The following is a 15,995-nucleotide window of genomic DNA, read 5'->3' on the forward strand; positions in this document are numbered from 1 at the left end:
TAATTACCATAGCACATCTAACAAGAATTCTCGAATCTCACAATCACTGAAAAAGCCGTAGGAAAAACGTTTTAATTTTCCGTGAATACTTGAGAAGCGTTTAAAAAAAGAGTATAATGGCTATACAAACATTATCCTGAGATGTTCGTAAGAATTGTTTACTTTGAGCCAACACCTTAAAAAAGGGAGCTTGCCGTTATTTGCTCGCTTACATGCCCCGCAAGCTGGGGACGTAAAAAGGCCAATACGAAGCACCCACCTGCCTTGCAGGTTCAAAGCACCAAATTCTTACGGCATAGTCGGGATAATTTGTGACGATGAAGCACCCTCTGGTGGGTGCTTTTTTGTTTGGCCTTATAACGGTTAAAGATGCAGCCAATGGAACTTGTTTCATATGGAGTAGCCTAAAAAGTAGTAGATGGGTGATAACCGTTTGCTGGTGAGATAAACATCCGATCATTAGGAGTACAAGTCCGATCGATTTTTGCCTCATGAACCCCCATTCGATTCGCATCTTCCCACGGCTGCATTCCTCGTCTGATAAGCATTTTCTATCAGTCTTGGTAAGGTTATCAACTTTGTCGACAACCTCAAAGCCCGGCGTTGGCCGGGCTTTTTTAAATATAAATTTGCCTATCCTGTCTTCCAAGACGCTGTTGGTTGTTAATGGTTCAATCACAATCATTTAAGTGTTTTTGCTTTCCAGCTTTTTCAACGCTACGTCAGGCACTTCCGTAAGTACTTGTTTATCATGTTTGATGATGAAGGAAAGGAGCAAACTCATGATTCCAATGATGATGATCACAAAATAAGCATCATTCACTCCGTATATGGAAGCTTGCACCATGATATCTCCCTGCGCTGCTCCATTTGGTCCATCAACAGCCATTAGTTGTTGATAATGCTTATTGGTACTGTTTGTCATCACTGTGACAAGCAGAGAAGTGCCAATAGCTCCGGCTACTTGTCGAATTGTATTCCAAATCGCTGATCCGTGTGCGCTTAGGCTTAGTGGAATTTGATTTAAGCCAGCTGTTTGTATTGGCGTAATAAGCAAGGCCATCCCGATACGCCGGCCAGTAGACATGAGAAGGAGATACGTATAACTTGTTGAGTCGGTTAATACTGTAAATGGAATTGTAGTAGCAATCGTAATCAATATACCAATGATTGTAATCCACTTAGCTCCGTATCGATCGTAGAGTTTTCCGGAGACAGGGCTTAGCAAGCCCATGAGAATGGCTCCCGGAAGCATCAGTAAACCGGACTCCATAGCCGTATAGCCTCTGGCATTTTGAAGATAGAGCGGCAGCAGTATCATATCTGCATACATAATAATGGTTATGCCGATATTGATGATGTTGGTCAATGTAAACATTTTGTATTTAAAGGTCCGAAGATCAAGAAGCGGATCAACAGAAACCAACTGCCGCCAAGTAAACAGGCTAAGACCAATAATTCCTACAAGAAGTGAAACGATAACCTCTGTACTCGACCAGCCTCCATTACCGGCTGCGCTAAAGCCATATAATAACCCTGCAAATCCAATCGTTGAAAGGATGACACTTTGGACGTCTACCTTGGCCCGGGCTGTTTTTGACACGTTTTGCAGATAAAAGTGTGCGAAGATGATCAACATCACGATCAACGGAACCAAACCGAAAAACATGACTTGCCAAGGGAAAACTTCCAGTACATAACCAGCAAGGGTAGGCCCGATTGCTGGAGCAAACAAAATAGCGAGAGAGACCATCCCCATGATCGTGCCTCGCTTGGCTGGAGGGTACAGTGTTAAGACAACATTATAAAGTAAAGGGATCATAACGCCTGCTCCAGCTGCTTGAATCACACGGCCTGCCAACAAAATAGGAAAATTGAAGGCTAAAGCTGATATGATTGTACCGGCAAGAAACGTGATCATCGAACTTTGAAAAAGCTGGCGTGTGGGAAATCGTTTCATCAAAAAAGCAGTAATGGGAATGAGAACACCGTTTACTAACATATAACCTGTTGTCAACCATTGCGCCGTTGCTGCTGAAATGTCAAGGTCATTCATTAATACGGGGGTGGCAACACTCATAACTGTTTGATTAAGCGCTGTAAGGAATGCCCCTAAAATCATGATAAATACAATGACGCCCCTTTTCGTTAAAGGACCGTCCGTTTCTGTCTCTTTATTCAATCCCATTTCATCCTTTCTTAACTTGTAACAAGTATTGCTTTTTACGGTTTAACATTTTTGAAGAAAGGCTATTGCTGTCTAGCGCCAGCGCCTATCAACCAGCAGGCTTTGAGCTTCATGTAAAGGTTAGCCTGTGCCATAACCGATTCAAAGAAGTCTTGTTCAGCTCATCGCAGTGCACGATGTCAAATCGGGAAGCGTCACACGGGGCACGTTAAAGTAGTAGCATGCTTACGATAAGTCACCATCGTCTTGTTCCTCACGGTGTTGCCATCTGCAAGTGCGATTTGTTATACAGATAATTTACAATGTGTTGTATAATCAACAAGACATAAACTAAATTATATTACAATGAATACTCTTTACAAGCTACAATAATCAATAGAGTGTAAATTAATGAACAACATGGTTCGTTTTGTCGTTTATCTGGTAGATAATCAACATTCGTCTTTGGATTGTATATTTGACTGGGAGAGGAAAATCACTAATGACAAAAAATAAAAATACACGCACAGATCCCCGTATCCTGCGGACCCGGAAATTGATCAAAGATGCTTTTATTGAATTACTTCAGGAAATGGACATTGAGAAAATAACAGTTAATTGCTTGACGGAGAGAGCAACCATTAACCGAGTTACCTTTTACCTGCATTATCAAGATATTCCAGATATGTTGGAGAAAATGGCTGAGGAAATGATTGAGGACCTTACAGCAGCGATGGCTAAATCCAACATGAATGAGCAATCAAGTGAAGGTGTTAATTGGCAAGGCTTGGTCTATTTACTGGAGTATATATCCGCACATGCTGAATTTTATAAAATTGTTCTTGGCTCAAAAGGTATACCGATTTTTAAAGATCGTTTATTAACTTGGTTAACGAGCAGGATTGTCTCAGGGGTAGAAAAACGTGAATCAATCATTGAACAAGCAGGTATAAAAAAAGAAATATTGATCTGGTCTCATTCATCTGCTTTGATAGGCGTGATCATTTCTTGGCTTCAAAACGATATGCCGTATACGCCGTCTTTTCTCGTAAAACAATTCATGTCCATTCATTATCGAACGTTTAGCAAGTAATGTTTGGGGAAAGGTTTGGAGCATAGATCGGGGATGCAACGTATACAGAAATAACTTGGAACAAGTAGAAAGAGGGGGGAGGAGCCCCCTCATGCTTGATTGAAACTCGGCCTTATCCCCAAACTTCTTTGGCGATATCGACGATATATTTTAATTTTGCCCATTGCTGTTCCTCGGTTAAAAGGTTTCCATGATGAGTGGAAGCAAAGCCACATTGAGGGCTTAAACAGAGCTGTTCCAACGGTACATATTGGGTTGCTTCTTTAATGCGGGCAATGATTGATTCTTTATTCTCTAATTCCCCATTTTTGGAAGTTAGAAGTCCAAGTATAACCCGGGCCCCGCCGTTCGGAATATGCTCTAGTGGTTTAAAGTCTCCTGAACGATCGTCATCGTATTCTAAAAAGAAACCATTCACTTTTTCTTTTGCAAATAAAGTTGGGGCAATAAGGGCGTAACTGCCTTCAAAAGCCCAGTTTGACCGGTAGTTGCCACGACATAGGTGAGTCGTTACAACGAGATCGTCTGGTTTTTCTTCCAAAACGCCGTTCACGACACGGAGTGCTAAATCAATCAAATACTCTCTTGAATATGCGCCATCATTAAATGGAATGTCAGGTGAAGAAAGGCCGGCAATATAGACATCGTCAAATTGCAAATAACGACAACCTGCATCATAAAAAGCGTTCATGGCATCTCGGTAGGCTTGAATAATATCTTTTGCGTATTCCTCAATATCAGGGTAAATCGTTTCATCGCGTATGCCAATATTAAACAATTGATTCGGGCTCGGAATGGTTTGCTTAGCGACTGCACGCCCGGCGACAATCTCATTAAATTCAATAAAGTCTTTTACATGGGGATGATCATGGTTAAATGAGATTTTCCCTACGTTTCGGACGTTGTATCTTTCCGTTTCTTCATTGCCTTGGAAAAGATAGCCGACCTCTGGAACATACCCTTCTACGCCGTTCAAATGTTCGAGGAAATCGGTATGCCAAAAACGGCGTCTAAATTCCCCGTCCGTCACCAGCTCTAAGCCTATCTCAATTTGCTTATCGACGATTCGTTTGATTTCTTGCGTCTCAATTTCATGCAATTCCGCGGCAGTAATGGTTCCTTCCTTAAATTCATTTCTCGCTTGGTGGATACGTTCTGGCCGTAGTAAACTGCCAACGTGGTCTGCCCTAAATGGTGGTTTTACAGCAATGTTTGTCATCTTAAATTTCTCTCCTTTTGAATAAAGAATGGTCACCCAAAGTGATACTTGCCGCTTCTCCTCCTCAGCTGTACCGGCCAAAACAATAAAAGGACCTTCTAGAATAAAGAAGGTCCTCGTACTATAGACAACGAACTTCTTATCTCCTAGGTACATCACCTATTGGAATTAGCACCATTGCCAAAGGCCGGTTGCTGAGACTTCAAAGGGCCAAATCCCTCCATCTCTCTGGATAAGAAAAAACATATTTATTTTTAAAGGGTTAATGGTTAATACTCTAGTATATCTTTCAAAAAAATGCAAGGAAAATTTAGATATTATTTAACCAGAAAACGGCTTATGGTTAAAAATCGTTTAAACTTATTTAGGAATTTGCTTATTCTTCGATCTTTTAAGGCAGCCCATTCGCTTTTCACTTAATGCGATGAAGAAAAATCACATACGAGCAGACGGAATCCTTCGATTTTGTGGTATGATCAATCAAGTACAAAGGCACTAAAGGAGTGGACATCGATGTTGCATCAGTTTTCAAGAAATGAGTTAGCGATCGGCCATGATGGGCTGGAACGCCTAAAAAGCAGTACAGTTGCTGTGTTAGGGGTAGGAGGAGTCGGATCATTTTCGGCGGAAGCTCTTGCCCGTTCCGGCGTCGGCAAAATTGTGCTCGTTGATAAAGATGATGTCGATATTACAAATGTGAATCGCCAGATCCATGCATTGCTATCAACAGTTGGCAAGCCGAAAGTTGATTTGATGGCTGCACGGATAAGTGACATCAACCCAAATTGTGAAGTAATTACAAGAAAAATGTTTTATACCGAGGAAACGTATGAATCGTTTTTTTCGCATAAACTTGACTTTGTCATTGATGCCAGCGACACCATTTCTTATAAAATCCATTTGATTAAACAATGTAAGCTGCGGGGCATTCCGATTATTTCCAGCATGGGAGTCGCCAATAAAATGGACCCAACCCGCTTAAGGATCGCGGATATTTCCGAAACAAGCTATGACCCCATTGCAAAAGTGATTCGTACGAGGTTGCGAAAAGAGGGGATTCATAAGGGGGTCAATGTCGTTTTTTCAGATGAGGAACCAATCCAAATTAGGGAAGACATCCGTAAGGAAATCGTACCTGAAACGGCTGAACAGGGAAACATCCGTAAAGCGAAACTACCGCCGTCTTCAAATGCATTCGTGCCGTCTGTATCAGGCTTGATCATGGCGGGACATGTCATCACTCGTTTACTAGAAGGTATAGAAATCAACCGACGTTCTTAACTAGAAAGCTCCTACGCTAAAAAACGTAGGAGCTTTCTTCCTTTATAACAGGAACATAGGTAAGAAGGGATTTACTTTGATAGTTTCTCTAAGTTTCCGTTAGCGTCCATCCGAAATGCAGGATGTTCTTGTTCGTCTTCTTCCAAAATCGCAAGGCGGCGCGCCCTGTTCATAATCGAAATCAACGACTGGTAATCTTCTTCAATCATACTATGCTCTTGTTTATTTCGTTGTAGCTTTGTTTCTAGTTCGTTTAATTTAGCGGTCTTTTCTTCCAATTGAGCGCGCAACTGCTTGTTCTCTAATTCTAAGCGTGATGACGCAGGCTCGGTTTGCGCTAACTGTTTAAGTTGGCCAATAATAGATTCAAGTGTAACCGATCCACCATCCTCAGTTGCAGTTTGATAAAACGTTCTAGATGCACTTCTTGTATTTCCAATACGAGCTTGAGAGAAATAGCTGGCCGAAAGCGCTCGTTTCCGTTCTTTTCGTTCTCGTTTGGCGGAATCGATTTGCTTTAAGTATTTTTGCCGTACAACAGCATTCCATCTAAATCCGCATGCTGCAGAGGTCCGGTTTAAAGCATCCCCAACCTCGTCAAATGCCTTTAGCTGTGTACTTCCTTCTTTAATATGAGTTAATACAGTCTCAGCAAGAAGCACATCATCTTCATGGGACCATGCATCTTGTCTCGTTTTCATTTGTCCATCTCCTTCATGCAATGCTTATGGCTTTACTTTTGCCAGAGTTTCGCCATTTTATACTAGCCTGCTAAAAAAGATCTTGTTTGCGAGAATGGACAATCACGTCAACAAAGAGGCCATGCATGTTGGCAGAAAAACAAGAGGATATACGGCATGTTTAGCTTCGTCTTTTATACATTTCGCTAAGCGCTTGTTCGAATTTCCCTGTTTGCTTTGGCTCATAATAACGGTGATGGGCAATTTTGTCTGGCAAATACTGTTGTTTGACCCAGCCATCTGCATAGTCATGAGGGTATTTATAGTCGCTGCCTCTTCCTAATTGTTGCGCTCCTTTATAATGAGCATCTTTTAAATGGCGAGGAATTTCGCCACTGCCGCCTTTTCGCACTGCGTCAATTGCAGCATCAAGTGCTTTATAGGCACTGTTGCTTTTTGGAGAAAGGGCAAGTTCAACCACAGCGTTGGCAAGAGGAATGCGTGCTTCAGGCAGTCCGAGCCTTTCTGATGCTTCAATGGCTGCGAGCGTTCGAGGCCCCGCTTGGGGATTGGCAAGACTAATGTCTTCATAGGCGATAACGAGTAGACGGCGATGGATGCTAATAAGGTCGCCTGCTTCTAACAAGCGTGCCAAGTAGTGGAGACTCGCGTTCACGTCGCTTCCGCGGATGGACTTTTGAAAAGCAGACAGCACATCATAATGGGCATCGCCATTTTTGTCATGTTGAATGCTTTTTTTCTGGATGCTCTGTTCGGCGGAACGGAGTGTGACAGAGCGTGTGCCATCTGGCTGTTTAGGTGTGGAAAGGACAGCAAGCTCAAGCGCATTAAGGGCAGCGCGGACATCGCCGCCGCAGGCTAATGCCAAATGTCGGAGTGCTTCAGGCGCGATATCGATTTTTTCATGGCCTAATCCTCTCTCTTCGTCTGCGAGGGCACGGCGCAGCGCTTCTTCGATATCATCAGGTTCGAGCTGTTCCAATTCAAAAATATGGCAGCGGCTACGAATCGCTGGATTGATCGAATGGTAAGGGTTGGCAGTGGTGGCGCCGATTAAAAGCAATAGACCGCTCTCTAAATGGGGGAGCAAAAAGTCTTGCTTTGCTTTATCAAGTCGATGCACTTCATCTAATATTAAAAGGAGCGAGCCGTACATTTTGGCTTCTTCGACAGCCGTCTCCATATCTTTTTTATGATGGACAGTTGCGTTCAACATGCGGAAGTGCATGCCGCTTGACCCTGCAATCGCTCTGGCAATGGACGTTTTTCCTGTACCTGGCGGACCATAAAGCACCATGGATGAAAGCTGGTTCGCTTTAATCATTCTCGATAACATCATGCCTTCGCCAAGCAAGGAATGCTGGCCAATCACTTCTTCGACAGAAGTAGGGCGCATGCGATAGGCCAACGGTTGTCTTTTCATGAGTGTCCCTCCTCTTTTTCCTCGTCTTACGTAGTGTAGCTCAGACAAGCAGAACTTGTCCATGAACGAAATGCCCGTGCCTTCTCGATTCTGCGAACTTCTATCAATCCAGTATGAAAACATGCTATAATGTCAAGGGTATAAAGGAAAATTTATCGCTTGCCAAGTAGCAATAGGCAACATTCGAGAGGGAAAAGTGGATAACGAGATAGGTTTGTCAAATATATGAAGTGAAAGACGGAGTATTTGCCAGATACTACAGCATTTATTTTGATGAAAGAGGGATTGACGTGAAAATTTCGACAAAGGGACGTTATGGATTGACGATTATGATGGCACTCGCTAAGAAATCAGGGGAAGGGCCTGTTTCCTTGAAATCTATTGCCAAGGAATATAAACTATCAGAGCATTATTTGGAGCAATTGATTGCGCCGCTCCGCAATGCGATGCTCGTTAAAAGCGTTCGCGGAGCATATGGTGGCTATATGCTGGCCAAAGATGCTGAGGATATTACAGCAGGCGATATTATTCGTGTTTTGGAAGGACCGATTAGTCCGGTGGAAGTGCTTGAAGACGAGGAGCCTGCCAAGCGCGATTTATGGATAAAAATACGGGACGCAGTCAAGGATGTGCTCGATAAAACCACTCTTGCCGACTTAGCCAATTTTAAGGAAGATGGAGAACAAGAGTACTATATGTTTTATATTTAATACAATGGAGCAATGGGACGGAAGGTGCCACTCATGAAGCAAATTTATTTAGACCATGCAGCCACATCAGTGTTGCATCCGCAAGCGTTGGAAGCGATGATGCCTTATTTTTCTACGGTTTTTGGCAATCCATCAAGCATCCATCAGTTTGGACGCCAAGCGAAACAAGCGTTAGTCGAAGCCCGTGAATCGATTGCGTCATTGCTAAGTGCGAAAGGCAATGAGGTGCTGTTTACGAGTGGCGGTACAGAAGCGAACAATTTGGCGCTTATTGGCTTTGCCCGTGCTAACCGAAAGAAAGGCACGCATATTATCACCTCAGAAATTGAACATCATGCTGTCCTGCACACGCTTGAGGTATTGGAAAAAGAAGGATTTTCGATAACGAAGCTGCCTGTCAATGAAAGTGGGCAAATTTCCCTTACGCAATTGAAAAATGCTTTAACCGACGAAACGATCCTTGTCTCCATCATGTTTGCGAACAATGAAGTTGGGACAGTGCAACCGATTAAAGAAATTGGCGAGCTGCTAAAAGGGCATCAAGCTGCTCTTCATTCCGACGCTGTTCAAGCAGCTGGGCTATATGAGCTCAATACAGACGAGCTCGCAGTAGATTTGTTGACAATTGCAAGCCATAAGCTAAACGGGCCAAAAGGGATTGGCTGTTTGTTTGTACGTGAAGGCATCGAATTAGAACCGCTGTTGCATGGTGGCGAGCAAGAACGGAAACGCAGGGCAGGCACAGAAAATGTGGCTGGTGCTGTTGGCTTTGCTTATGCTTTTAACCAAGCATACGCTGAACGTGAGCAGCGCCGTCAAAACTATAAATTATACAGGACGATGTTTTTTGAAACAATGGAGCGGCGCGGTGTAACAGTGCTGGAAAATGGCGAGTGTGGAGAACGACTTGATCACATTTTAAACGTTTGTTTTCCAGGTGCTTCTACAGAACCGCTTTTGATGAAATTAGACTTGCTAGGCATTGCTGCGTCTGGAGGTTCTGCTTGCACGGCAGGGACGCTTCAACCTTCTCATGTCATTCAGGCGCTGTATGGAAAAGATAGCCATCGTGTCAAAGAAGCGATCCGTTTTAGTTTTGGCATTACCAATTCAAAGGAAGAGTTGGCTTATGCGTTTGAGCAAATTGCGGATTGCGTCTTGTCTGAGCAAGGGAAAAAGGCGTTCATTGAATAGCGGCGAGCAATAGAAAGTGGGGAACCAACATGAAAAAACGAGAAGATACACGTGTCGTTGTCGGCATGTCTGGAGGTGTAGACTCTTCTGTAACGGCTTTGCTTTTGAAAGAACAAGGTTATGATGTCATTGGGATTTTTATGAAAAACTGGGATGATAGCAATGATTCAGGCTTTTGTTCGGCAACAGAAGATTATGAGGACGTTGAGCGAGTAGCACAACAGCTGGGCATCCCATACTACGCAGTTAATTTTGAAAAACAATACTGGGATAAAGTGTTTACGTATTTTCTAGATGAATACAAAGCAGGACGAACGCCAAATCCTGACGTCATGTGCAACAAAGAAATTAAGTTTAAAGCATTTTTAAACCACGCGATTTCCCTTGGCGCTGATTATGTCGCGACGGGTCATTATGCCCAGTTGCAGGAAATCGATGGGGAATATAGGCTAATAAAAGGCGCAGATGCTAATAAAGACCAGACGTATTTTTTAAATGCACTTAGCCAAAAACAACTGTCAAAAGTGATGTTCCCTCTTGGCCATTTGCAAAAAGCCGAAGTACGAAAAATTGCTGTTGAGGCAGGGCTTGCGACAGCAACGAAAAAAGACAGCACAGGCATTTGTTTTATTGGCGAACGGGATTTTAAAGAATTTCTGCAAACCTTTCTCCCAGCACAACCAGGGCGGATGGAAACGACCGACGGCATTGATAAAGGGCAGCACGATGGGCTTATGTACTATACGCTTGGCCAGCGTCAAGGGCTGGGCATTGGTGGTGCTGGTGAGCCATGGTTTGTCATTGACAAAGACTTGGAACGGAATGTACTCATTGTTGGTCAAGGCTATCATCATCCAGGACTGTACTCGGATGGGCTATGGGCTACTGACATGAACTGGATTGCCAAGGAAGAAAGAACGAGCCCATTTACATGCAAAGCAAAATTTCGATATCGTCAAGAAGACCAAGGCGTTACCGTATTTCCGAAGGAAGATGGCCGTGCGTTTATTCAGTTTGATCAGCCACAACGCGCGATTACGCCAGGACAAGCGGTTGTGTTGTATGAAGGAGATCGTTGCATTGGCGGCGGCGTGATTGACAAAATTCACCGGGAAAATGCGTAAACCGCGTTTTCCTTTTTAGCTTTCGGAGGGGGAAAAACGATGGATAATCAAGCGGGAATTGAGCTCATGCGAAAAGGGAACTATGAAGAAGCGGCAAAACAGTTTGCTGCCTACATTGAGGAAAATCCAAAAGAACCGACAGGCTTTATCAACATGGGGAACTTGCTGGCAGCACTCAAAGATTTTGAGCGTGCGATCGTTTTTTATGAGCGAGCATTGGAGCTCGACCACGATGCGACTGTTGCCTATTACGGGATAGGCTGTGTCCATTATCAGCAGGAAAACCATCAACAAGCGATTAAAGCGTTTACTGAAGCGCTTGCGCATGGCATGAATGAGGCAGACTTGTTTTACATGCTGGGCATGAGCTATTACAGCGAAGGGAAGCTGGCTCATGCACAGGCTAACTTAAGCAGAGCTTATGAATTAAGTGGTGAAGACAGCGAAATTGTTTTTCAATATGGGCTGTGCTTAGCCCAGCTTGATCTGCTGGATGAAGCGCGTCCTTTGTTTGAAAAAACCATTGCCCTTGATCCTAGTCATGCCGATGCTTATTACAATTTAGGGGTTGTCCAGGCAGCATTTGATGAAGCTGAAGCCGCCCTTGCATCATTTAACCAAGCTCTTGCCCACCAACCGGACCATCTTCTTGCTGGCAACGGCAAAAGGCTTATTGAAGCGACACTTGAAAAAGGGTGAAGCTATGGATAATGTTGGAGAAAAAACGTTGGAGAAAGGGTTTGTTAAAGGAAAAGTCGTTCATGTGTTGTTTCGCAATGAAGAAAACGACTATACCGTGGCGACGACGCGGATTGAAAAGACCAATGAACAAATTGAAGGGCGAAAAATAACGGTTGTCGGCCACTTGCCTGAACTGGAAGTAGAGGAGACCTATTTATTTTTCGGACAAGTCGCTGAACATCCACGCTTTGGACTCCAATATAAGGTGGAAACGTTTAGGCGTGATTTGCCCCAGACAAAAAGCGGAATTGTTCGGTTTTTGTCAAGCGACCGTTTCCCTGGCGTCGGCAAAAAGACAGCGGAAGCAATTGTCGACGTCCTCGGTGAAAGGGCCATTTCAGCCATTATTGAAGACCGGAGTGTATTAAACAACATTCCGAAGCTAAAAGAAGATACAGCGACGATGCTCTATAACCAACTTCTAGAGCAACAAGGCGCGGAGCAAGTCATTATACAGCTGTCCCAATACGGGTTTGGCACAGAGTTGTCAATGAGTGTGTACCGAACTTACAAATTGCAAGCACTTGATGTGATCCGCACCAATCCTTATTTGCTCATTCAGGATGTGGAAGGAGTCGGCTTTCGCCGTGCAGACCAATTAGGGGCAGCGATTGGCTTAACTGGGAACCATCCAGAGCGTTTGCGGGCGGGGCTCCTTTATTTGCTCCGGGAATGTTGTATGCAACAAGGACATTTATACTTGCAGCAAGAAGCGCTCATTACAGAAGGGGCTGCATTATTATCGAGCCCCAACGTACAAATTGAAGCTTCCGAGCTTGACTCCATCCTCATCGAAATGAATGAGGAGGGCATGCTCGTTCGTGAAGAAGATCGCGTCTACTTAAAGTCATTGTATTATGCAGAAAAAGGCATTGCGACCAACGTCCGCCGGATTTTAAGCCAAGAACTGGCACAAGAATTTACGGAAGCAGAAATCGAAAAAACACTTGGGCAAATTGAAGAAACACATGCTGTTACCTATTCAAACACGCAAAAAGAAGCGATCGCCACCGCTCTTCGTTCTCCGCTGTTGTTGCTGACAGGCGGGCCAGGAACAGGAAAGACTACGGTCATTAAAGGAATTGTTGAAGCCTATGCTGTGCTTCATGGGCTTTCTCTTGAAGTGGCTGCTTACAAAACCAAATCTTTCCCCCTTAAGTTGACAGCGCCCACTGGTCGAGCCAGCAAACGGATGGCTGAAGCAACGGAACTGCCTGCAAGCACGATACACAGCTTGCTCGGCTGGAAAGGCAGTGCAACCGGCTTTGAAAAAGGCGACCATGAACAGCTTGAAGGGGAACTGTTAATTGTCGATGAGATGTCGATGGTCGATGCTTGGGTTGCAAACCAGTTATTTAAAGCGATTCCCAAAGGCATGCAAGTCGTGCTAGTAGGTGATGAAAACCAGTTGCCTTCTGTAGGGCCTGGCCAAGTATTAAAAGACCTCTTAGAAGCAGACGTTATTCCAACGATCCAATTAAAGGACATTTACAGGCAAGCTGAAGGCTCTTCCATCATTGAGCTTGCCCATTCCATGAAGGATGGCGTGCTTCCAAGTGATTTTTTAACAAAAAAGGCAGACCGCGTCTTTTTTCCTTGCCAACCGAACCAAGTGCAACAAGCGGTTTGGCAAATTTGTGAAAGCGCCATGAAGAAAGGCTATAGTGCTAAAGAGATCCAAGTACTGGCGCCCATGTACCGAGGGCAGGCAGGGATCAATGAATTAAACACGATGCTTCAGTCCTTATTTAATCCTACAAAAGAAGGCCGTAGAGAGCTGCCATTTGGGGATGTTGTTTTTCGCAAGGGCGATATGGTGCTCCAGCTAGTCAACAATCCGGAGGAAGGCGTATACAACGGTGATAGAGGAGAAATTGTTGCTGTTTTTTACGCGAAAGAGACGACGGAAAAAAAAGACCAGCTTGTTGTTTCCTTTGACGGCCTGGAAGTCACATATGAGAAAAAAGACTTTTCACAGCTAACCCATGCCTATTGCTGTTCCATCCATAAAGCACAAGGGAGCGAATTTCCAATTGTCGTGATGCCAGTCGTGTCCAGCTACATGCGTATGTTAAGGCGTAACTTGCTTTATACAGGCATTACCCGGGCCAAGCAGTATTTGCTCTTATGTGGCGATCGGAAAACGATGGAACAGGCAATTAAACATGCGGACGAGCACCGTCATTCCAAATTAAAGGAGCGCCTTCAACAATTGCTTTCACGTACTGGTAACGTTCACCGGGGATAGAGGAAGCTACATATGCATAACTTAAGACTGTTCGGAAAGGCGGTGTTTCTTTGCGAACAGTTCAAGCGCTTATAGGGCTTCCTGTTATCAGCAATGCAACTGGCATTGAACATGGCCGGGTCGTGGATGCTCTGTTTGATGGCAAAGAAGTCGTTGGCTTAACGGTGAAACGAACACATTTGTTTGCTCATCATGCTTTTTTGCCGATTGGTGAAATTGCTCACGCTGGTCAGGAAGCAGTTATGATCGCCGGTGAACAGGCTTTAAAGCCGGTTAACCGCGAGCAAAAAATGCTTCACCCGATTCACACAGGTCGACGCCGTTTCAAAGGAAAGCCGCTTCTTTCCGAGGAAGGGGAAACGCTCGGATTGGTAGAAGATGTATATTTTAACGTCGAATTGGGCACGATCATAGGGTATGAAGTGACAGATGGCTGGCTCTCTGATATAAAGGAAGGCCGCAAAGTTGTGAAAGGCCAACGTTTAGTGATCAGTAAGGAACGGGCCATACTGTCTCTGTAAAGGAGGCCCTCTATGCGTTGCCCTAACTGCCACCGAAAAGACATCGGAAAGATTGGCACAAACCAATACTATTGTTGGAATTGTTTCATCGAGATGAGTTTAGTGAAAGACACGTTGCTCCTTCACCAAGTAGAGGAGGACGGTTCGCTCAGCTCACTTGACGATTTGTTTGAAACGGAGGAACGTCGTCTAAACATGTAAGCTAAGCGGAGGTGAGCCTTTTGCGGAAGTCAATCGCTCCACTGATGGCCATCGGCGTTGGCGCTGCATGGTATTCATTAAATGACCGGAAAACAAAGCGGAGAATCCGGCAATTTATAGAGCCAGTGATGCAAGCTAACCTGATGAATGCCCGTACTTGGAAAAAAGCGAGGAAGAGATTCAAACGCATGTTTGCCTAGACAGGAAAAAGCGGCCCGTTGCGGCCGCTTTTTTTGATTATGAAGCCACTATTTTGCGCAAGCTAGTGAGGAGAGGCAAAAGGAGTTGGAGTCATGAAGCGAGAACGGCTGCAAACGGACGTGTTAAAATGGACGAAATACTTGCTGATCGTGCTATTGTTGTTGCTGGTAGGCCAAGTGGTGTTATTTTTGCGGCCAGTGTGGGACATTTTAGCGACGTTGCTTGGACCGCTTTGTGTTGCTTTCGTATTGGCCTATTTGCTTCATCCCATTGTTGAGTGTCTTGTTCGCCTAGGATTGCCACGGCCACTTGCAACGTTTATGTTGTTTTTAGCATTTATTCTTACGATCGCCGCTATGCTTTTTTGGGGTTTGCCGGCGCTTGCAACACAGGCAAAAGAAGCCATGGATGTGCTGCCAGGGCAATTGGCTGAAGTGAAAAGGTCACTGTTGAACTTTAAACGTACTGCGGAAAACCTACCAAATCCACTCGACGACCAGGTCGGCGAATGGAGCATGAAAATCGAAACATTTGCAAAAGCGGGGCTTGACCAGATTGAACAAGTGATTATCCGGGTGTTACAGTCCTTTATGACGTGGATTGTCGTCCCTTTTTTAGTGTTTTACCTTTTAAAAGACTATGAGCTCCTTAAACGAGTTGCTTTTTACTTAACGCCAAGAAAATGGCGAAAAGGGTTGACAGCCTATGCAAACGATGTTGATCGGACATTTGGTTCCTATGTTCGTGGTCAATTGCTGGTCGCTTTTTGTGTTGGCGTGCTTTCGACTGTTGCTCTGTGGATTCTTGGCGTTCCTTATCCGATTGTCCTCGGTTTTTTTGTAGGTGCGACCGATTTTATCCCTTATTTCGGAGCGATAATTGGCGCCATTCCAGCAGTCGGTGCTGCTCTTCTTGAATCAACGACACTCGGTCTTTATACAGTGATTGCTTTAGTCATTATTCAGCAAATTGAAGGGAATCTACTATCGCCGGTTATTGTCGGCCGGACGGTCCATTTGCATCCAATGATCATCATTATTGCACTGTTAATTGGCGTGGAAGCTGGTGGCATTGTTGGTTTGCTCATTGCGGTACCCGTTGCTGCGATTTTAAAGGTGACGGTCGTCCATATTCGTCAGTCCATTAAAGGCGATATCCAGCACGATTGACA

General features: G+C 44.4%; 15 protein-coding genes, 1 other RNA gene and 1 riboswitch. Of the genes, 12 read left to right on the forward strand and 4 right to left on the reverse strand.

Going from position 1 to position 15,995, the window contains the following annotated elements; translation table 11 throughout:
* The first annotated feature begins 130 nt into the window (after nt 1–130).
* Nucleotides 131–310: non-coding RNA, 6S RNA (gene ssrS, locus N6H06_RS07560), on the forward strand.
* 375 nt (nt 311–685) lie between these two features.
* On the opposite strand, the gene N6H06_RS07565 is transcribed toward ssrS, so the two are convergent.
* Entirely contained in the window at nt 686–2,122 is a 1,437-nt protein-coding gene (locus tag N6H06_RS07565) for a DHA2 family efflux MFS transporter permease subunit (protein WP_404830343.1), read from the reverse strand.
* A 547-nt stretch (nt 2,123–2,669) separates the two neighbouring features.
* Between N6H06_RS07565 and N6H06_RS07570 the strand changes: the two genes are divergently transcribed.
* Nucleotides 2,670–3,260 (forward strand): TetR/AcrR family transcriptional regulator, encoded by a 591-nt coding sequence (locus N6H06_RS07570; protein ID WP_062747489.1) that lies wholly within the window; start codon nt 2,670–2,672, stop codon nt 3,258–3,260.
* A 112-nt stretch (nt 3,261–3,372) separates the two neighbouring features.
* Here N6H06_RS07570 and N6H06_RS07575 read toward each other — a convergent pair whose 3' ends face one another.
* Nucleotides 3,373–4,479: a 5-methyltetrahydropteroyltriglutamate--homocysteine S-methyltransferase gene (locus N6H06_RS07575; protein ID WP_062747487.1), complete on the reverse strand. Its 1,107-nt coding sequence runs from the start codon at nt 4,477–4,479 to the stop codon at nt 3,373–3,375.
* Nucleotides 4,480–4,615: 136 nt separating this feature from the next.
* Nucleotides 4,616–4,718, reverse strand: a riboswitch (SAM riboswitch).
* 274 nt (nt 4,719–4,992) lie between these two features.
* Here N6H06_RS07575 and N6H06_RS07580 point away from each other — a divergent pair.
* The gene (locus N6H06_RS07580; protein ID WP_062747485.1) at nt 4,993–5,760 is read left to right on the forward strand and encodes a tRNA threonylcarbamoyladenosine dehydratase; all 768 of its coding nucleotides are present in this window, start codon (nt 4,993–4,995) and stop codon (nt 5,758–5,760) included.
* A gap of 71 nt (nt 5,761–5,831) precedes the next feature.
* Here the strand turns inward: N6H06_RS07580 and N6H06_RS07585 are convergent, their stop codons facing one another.
* The gene (locus N6H06_RS07585; protein WP_263705995.1) at nt 5,832–6,461 is read right to left on the reverse strand and encodes an RsfA family transcriptional regulator; all 630 of its coding nucleotides are present in this window, start codon (nt 6,459–6,461) and stop codon (nt 5,832–5,834) included.
* A 160-nt stretch (nt 6,462–6,621) separates the two neighbouring features.
* Nucleotides 6,622–7,884 carry a replication-associated recombination protein A gene (locus N6H06_RS07590; RefSeq protein ID WP_062747481.1) on the reverse strand — a complete coding sequence of 421 codons (1,263 nt, stop codon included), beginning with the start codon at nt 7,882–7,884 and terminating at the stop codon, nt 6,622–6,624.
* Between the two features lie 290 nt (nt 7,885–8,174).
* On the opposite strand from N6H06_RS07590, the gene cymR reads away from it, so the two are divergent.
* From cymR to N6H06_RS07635, 9 genes are all read left to right on the forward strand, one after another.
* Nucleotides 8,175–8,594: a cysteine metabolism transcriptional regulator CymR gene (gene cymR, locus N6H06_RS07595; RefSeq protein WP_062747479.1), complete on the forward strand. Its 420-nt coding sequence runs from the start codon at nt 8,175–8,177 to the stop codon at nt 8,592–8,594.
* Nucleotides 8,595–8,627: 33 nt separating this feature from the next.
* Nucleotides 8,628–9,788: a cysteine desulfurase family protein gene (locus tag N6H06_RS07600; protein ID WP_062747477.1), complete on the forward strand. Its 1,161-nt coding sequence runs from the start codon at nt 8,628–8,630 to the stop codon at nt 9,786–9,788.
* 29 nt (nt 9,789–9,817) lie between these two features.
* Nucleotides 9,818–10,912, forward strand: a complete 1,095-nt coding sequence (gene mnmA / locus N6H06_RS07605; RefSeq protein WP_062747476.1) for a tRNA 2-thiouridine(34) synthase MnmA — start codon at nt 9,818–9,820, stop codon at nt 10,910–10,912.
* A gap of 39 nt (nt 10,913–10,951) precedes the next feature.
* Complete coding sequence (locus tag N6H06_RS07610; protein ID WP_062747474.1) at nt 10,952–11,611, forward strand: tetratricopeptide repeat protein; 660 nt, start codon at nt 10,952–10,954, stop codon at nt 11,609–11,611.
* A 4-nt stretch (nt 11,612–11,615) separates the two neighbouring features.
* On the forward strand, nt 11,616–13,901 hold the full coding sequence (recD2, locus tag N6H06_RS07615; protein WP_062747472.1) for an SF1B family DNA helicase RecD2: 2,286 nt from the start codon (nt 11,616–11,618) through the stop codon (nt 13,899–13,901).
* Between the two features lie 50 nt (nt 13,902–13,951).
* Nucleotides 13,952–14,422, forward strand: coding sequence for a PRC-barrel domain-containing protein (locus N6H06_RS07620; protein ID WP_062747470.1), 471 nt, complete (start codon nt 13,952–13,954; stop codon nt 14,420–14,422).
* A 12-nt stretch (nt 14,423–14,434) separates the two neighbouring features.
* The gene (locus tag N6H06_RS07625; protein ID WP_011246434.1) at nt 14,435–14,623 is read left to right on the forward strand and encodes a hypothetical protein; all 189 of its coding nucleotides are present in this window, start codon (nt 14,435–14,437) and stop codon (nt 14,621–14,623) included.
* Nucleotides 14,624–14,643: 20 nt separating this feature from the next.
* Entirely contained in the window at nt 14,644–14,823 is a 180-nt protein-coding gene (locus N6H06_RS07630; RefSeq protein ID WP_035204549.1) for a hypothetical protein, read from the forward strand.
* A 93-nt stretch (nt 14,824–14,916) separates the two neighbouring features.
* On the forward strand, nt 14,917–15,993 hold the full coding sequence (locus tag N6H06_RS07635; protein ID WP_062747468.1) for an AI-2E family transporter: 1,077 nt from the start codon (nt 14,917–14,919) through the stop codon (nt 15,991–15,993).
* The last annotated feature ends 2 nt before the right edge of the window (nt 15,994–15,995 follow it).

It is taken from the genome of Shouchella tritolerans, from assembly GCF_025770735.1.
Taxonomy (GTDB): Bacteria; Bacillota; Bacilli; order Bacillales; family Bacillaceae_D; genus Shouchella; species Shouchella tritolerans.

Excerpts from the sequence above, each read along its gene's own strand:
- N6H06_RS07625 (WP_011246434.1), top strand. The coding sequence starts at position 14,435 with ATGCGTTGCCCTAACTGCCACCGAAAAGACATCGGAAAGATTGGCACA.
- N6H06_RS07600 (WP_062747477.1), top strand. The coding sequence starts at position 8,628 with ATGAAGCAAATTTATTTAGACCATGCAGCCACATCAGTGTTGCATCCG.
- mnmA (WP_062747476.1), top strand. The coding sequence starts at position 9,818 with ATGAAAAAACGAGAAGATACACGTGTCGTTGTCGGCATGTCTGGAGGT.
- N6H06_RS07575 (WP_062747487.1), bottom strand. The coding sequence starts at position 4,479 with ATGACAAACATTGCTGTAAAACCACCATTTAGGGCAGACCACGTTGGC.
- N6H06_RS07585 (WP_263705995.1), bottom strand. The coding sequence starts at position 6,461 with ATGAAAACGAGACAAGATGCATGGTCCCATGAAGATGATGTGCTTCTT.
- N6H06_RS07580 (WP_062747485.1), top strand. The coding sequence starts at position 4,993 with ATGTTGCATCAGTTTTCAAGAAATGAGTTAGCGATCGGCCATGATGGG.
- N6H06_RS07635 (WP_062747468.1), top strand. The coding sequence starts at position 14,917 with ATGAAGCGAGAACGGCTGCAAACGGACGTGTTAAAATGGACGAAATAC.
- N6H06_RS07570 (WP_062747489.1), top strand. The coding sequence starts at position 2,670 with ATGACAAAAAATAAAAATACACGCACAGATCCCCGTATCCTGCGGACC.
- N6H06_RS07610 (WP_062747474.1), top strand. The coding sequence starts at position 10,952 with ATGGATAATCAAGCGGGAATTGAGCTCATGCGAAAAGGGAACTATGAA.
- N6H06_RS07565 (WP_404830343.1), bottom strand. The coding sequence starts at position 2,122 with ATGATTTTAGGGGCATTCCTTACAGCGCTTAATCAAACAGTTATGAGT.
- N6H06_RS07590 (WP_062747481.1), bottom strand. The coding sequence starts at position 7,884 with ATGAAAAGACAACCGTTGGCCTATCGCATGCGCCCTACTTCTGTCGAA.
- recD2 (WP_062747472.1), top strand. The coding sequence starts at position 11,616 with ATGGATAATGTTGGAGAAAAAACGTTGGAGAAAGGGTTTGTTAAAGGA.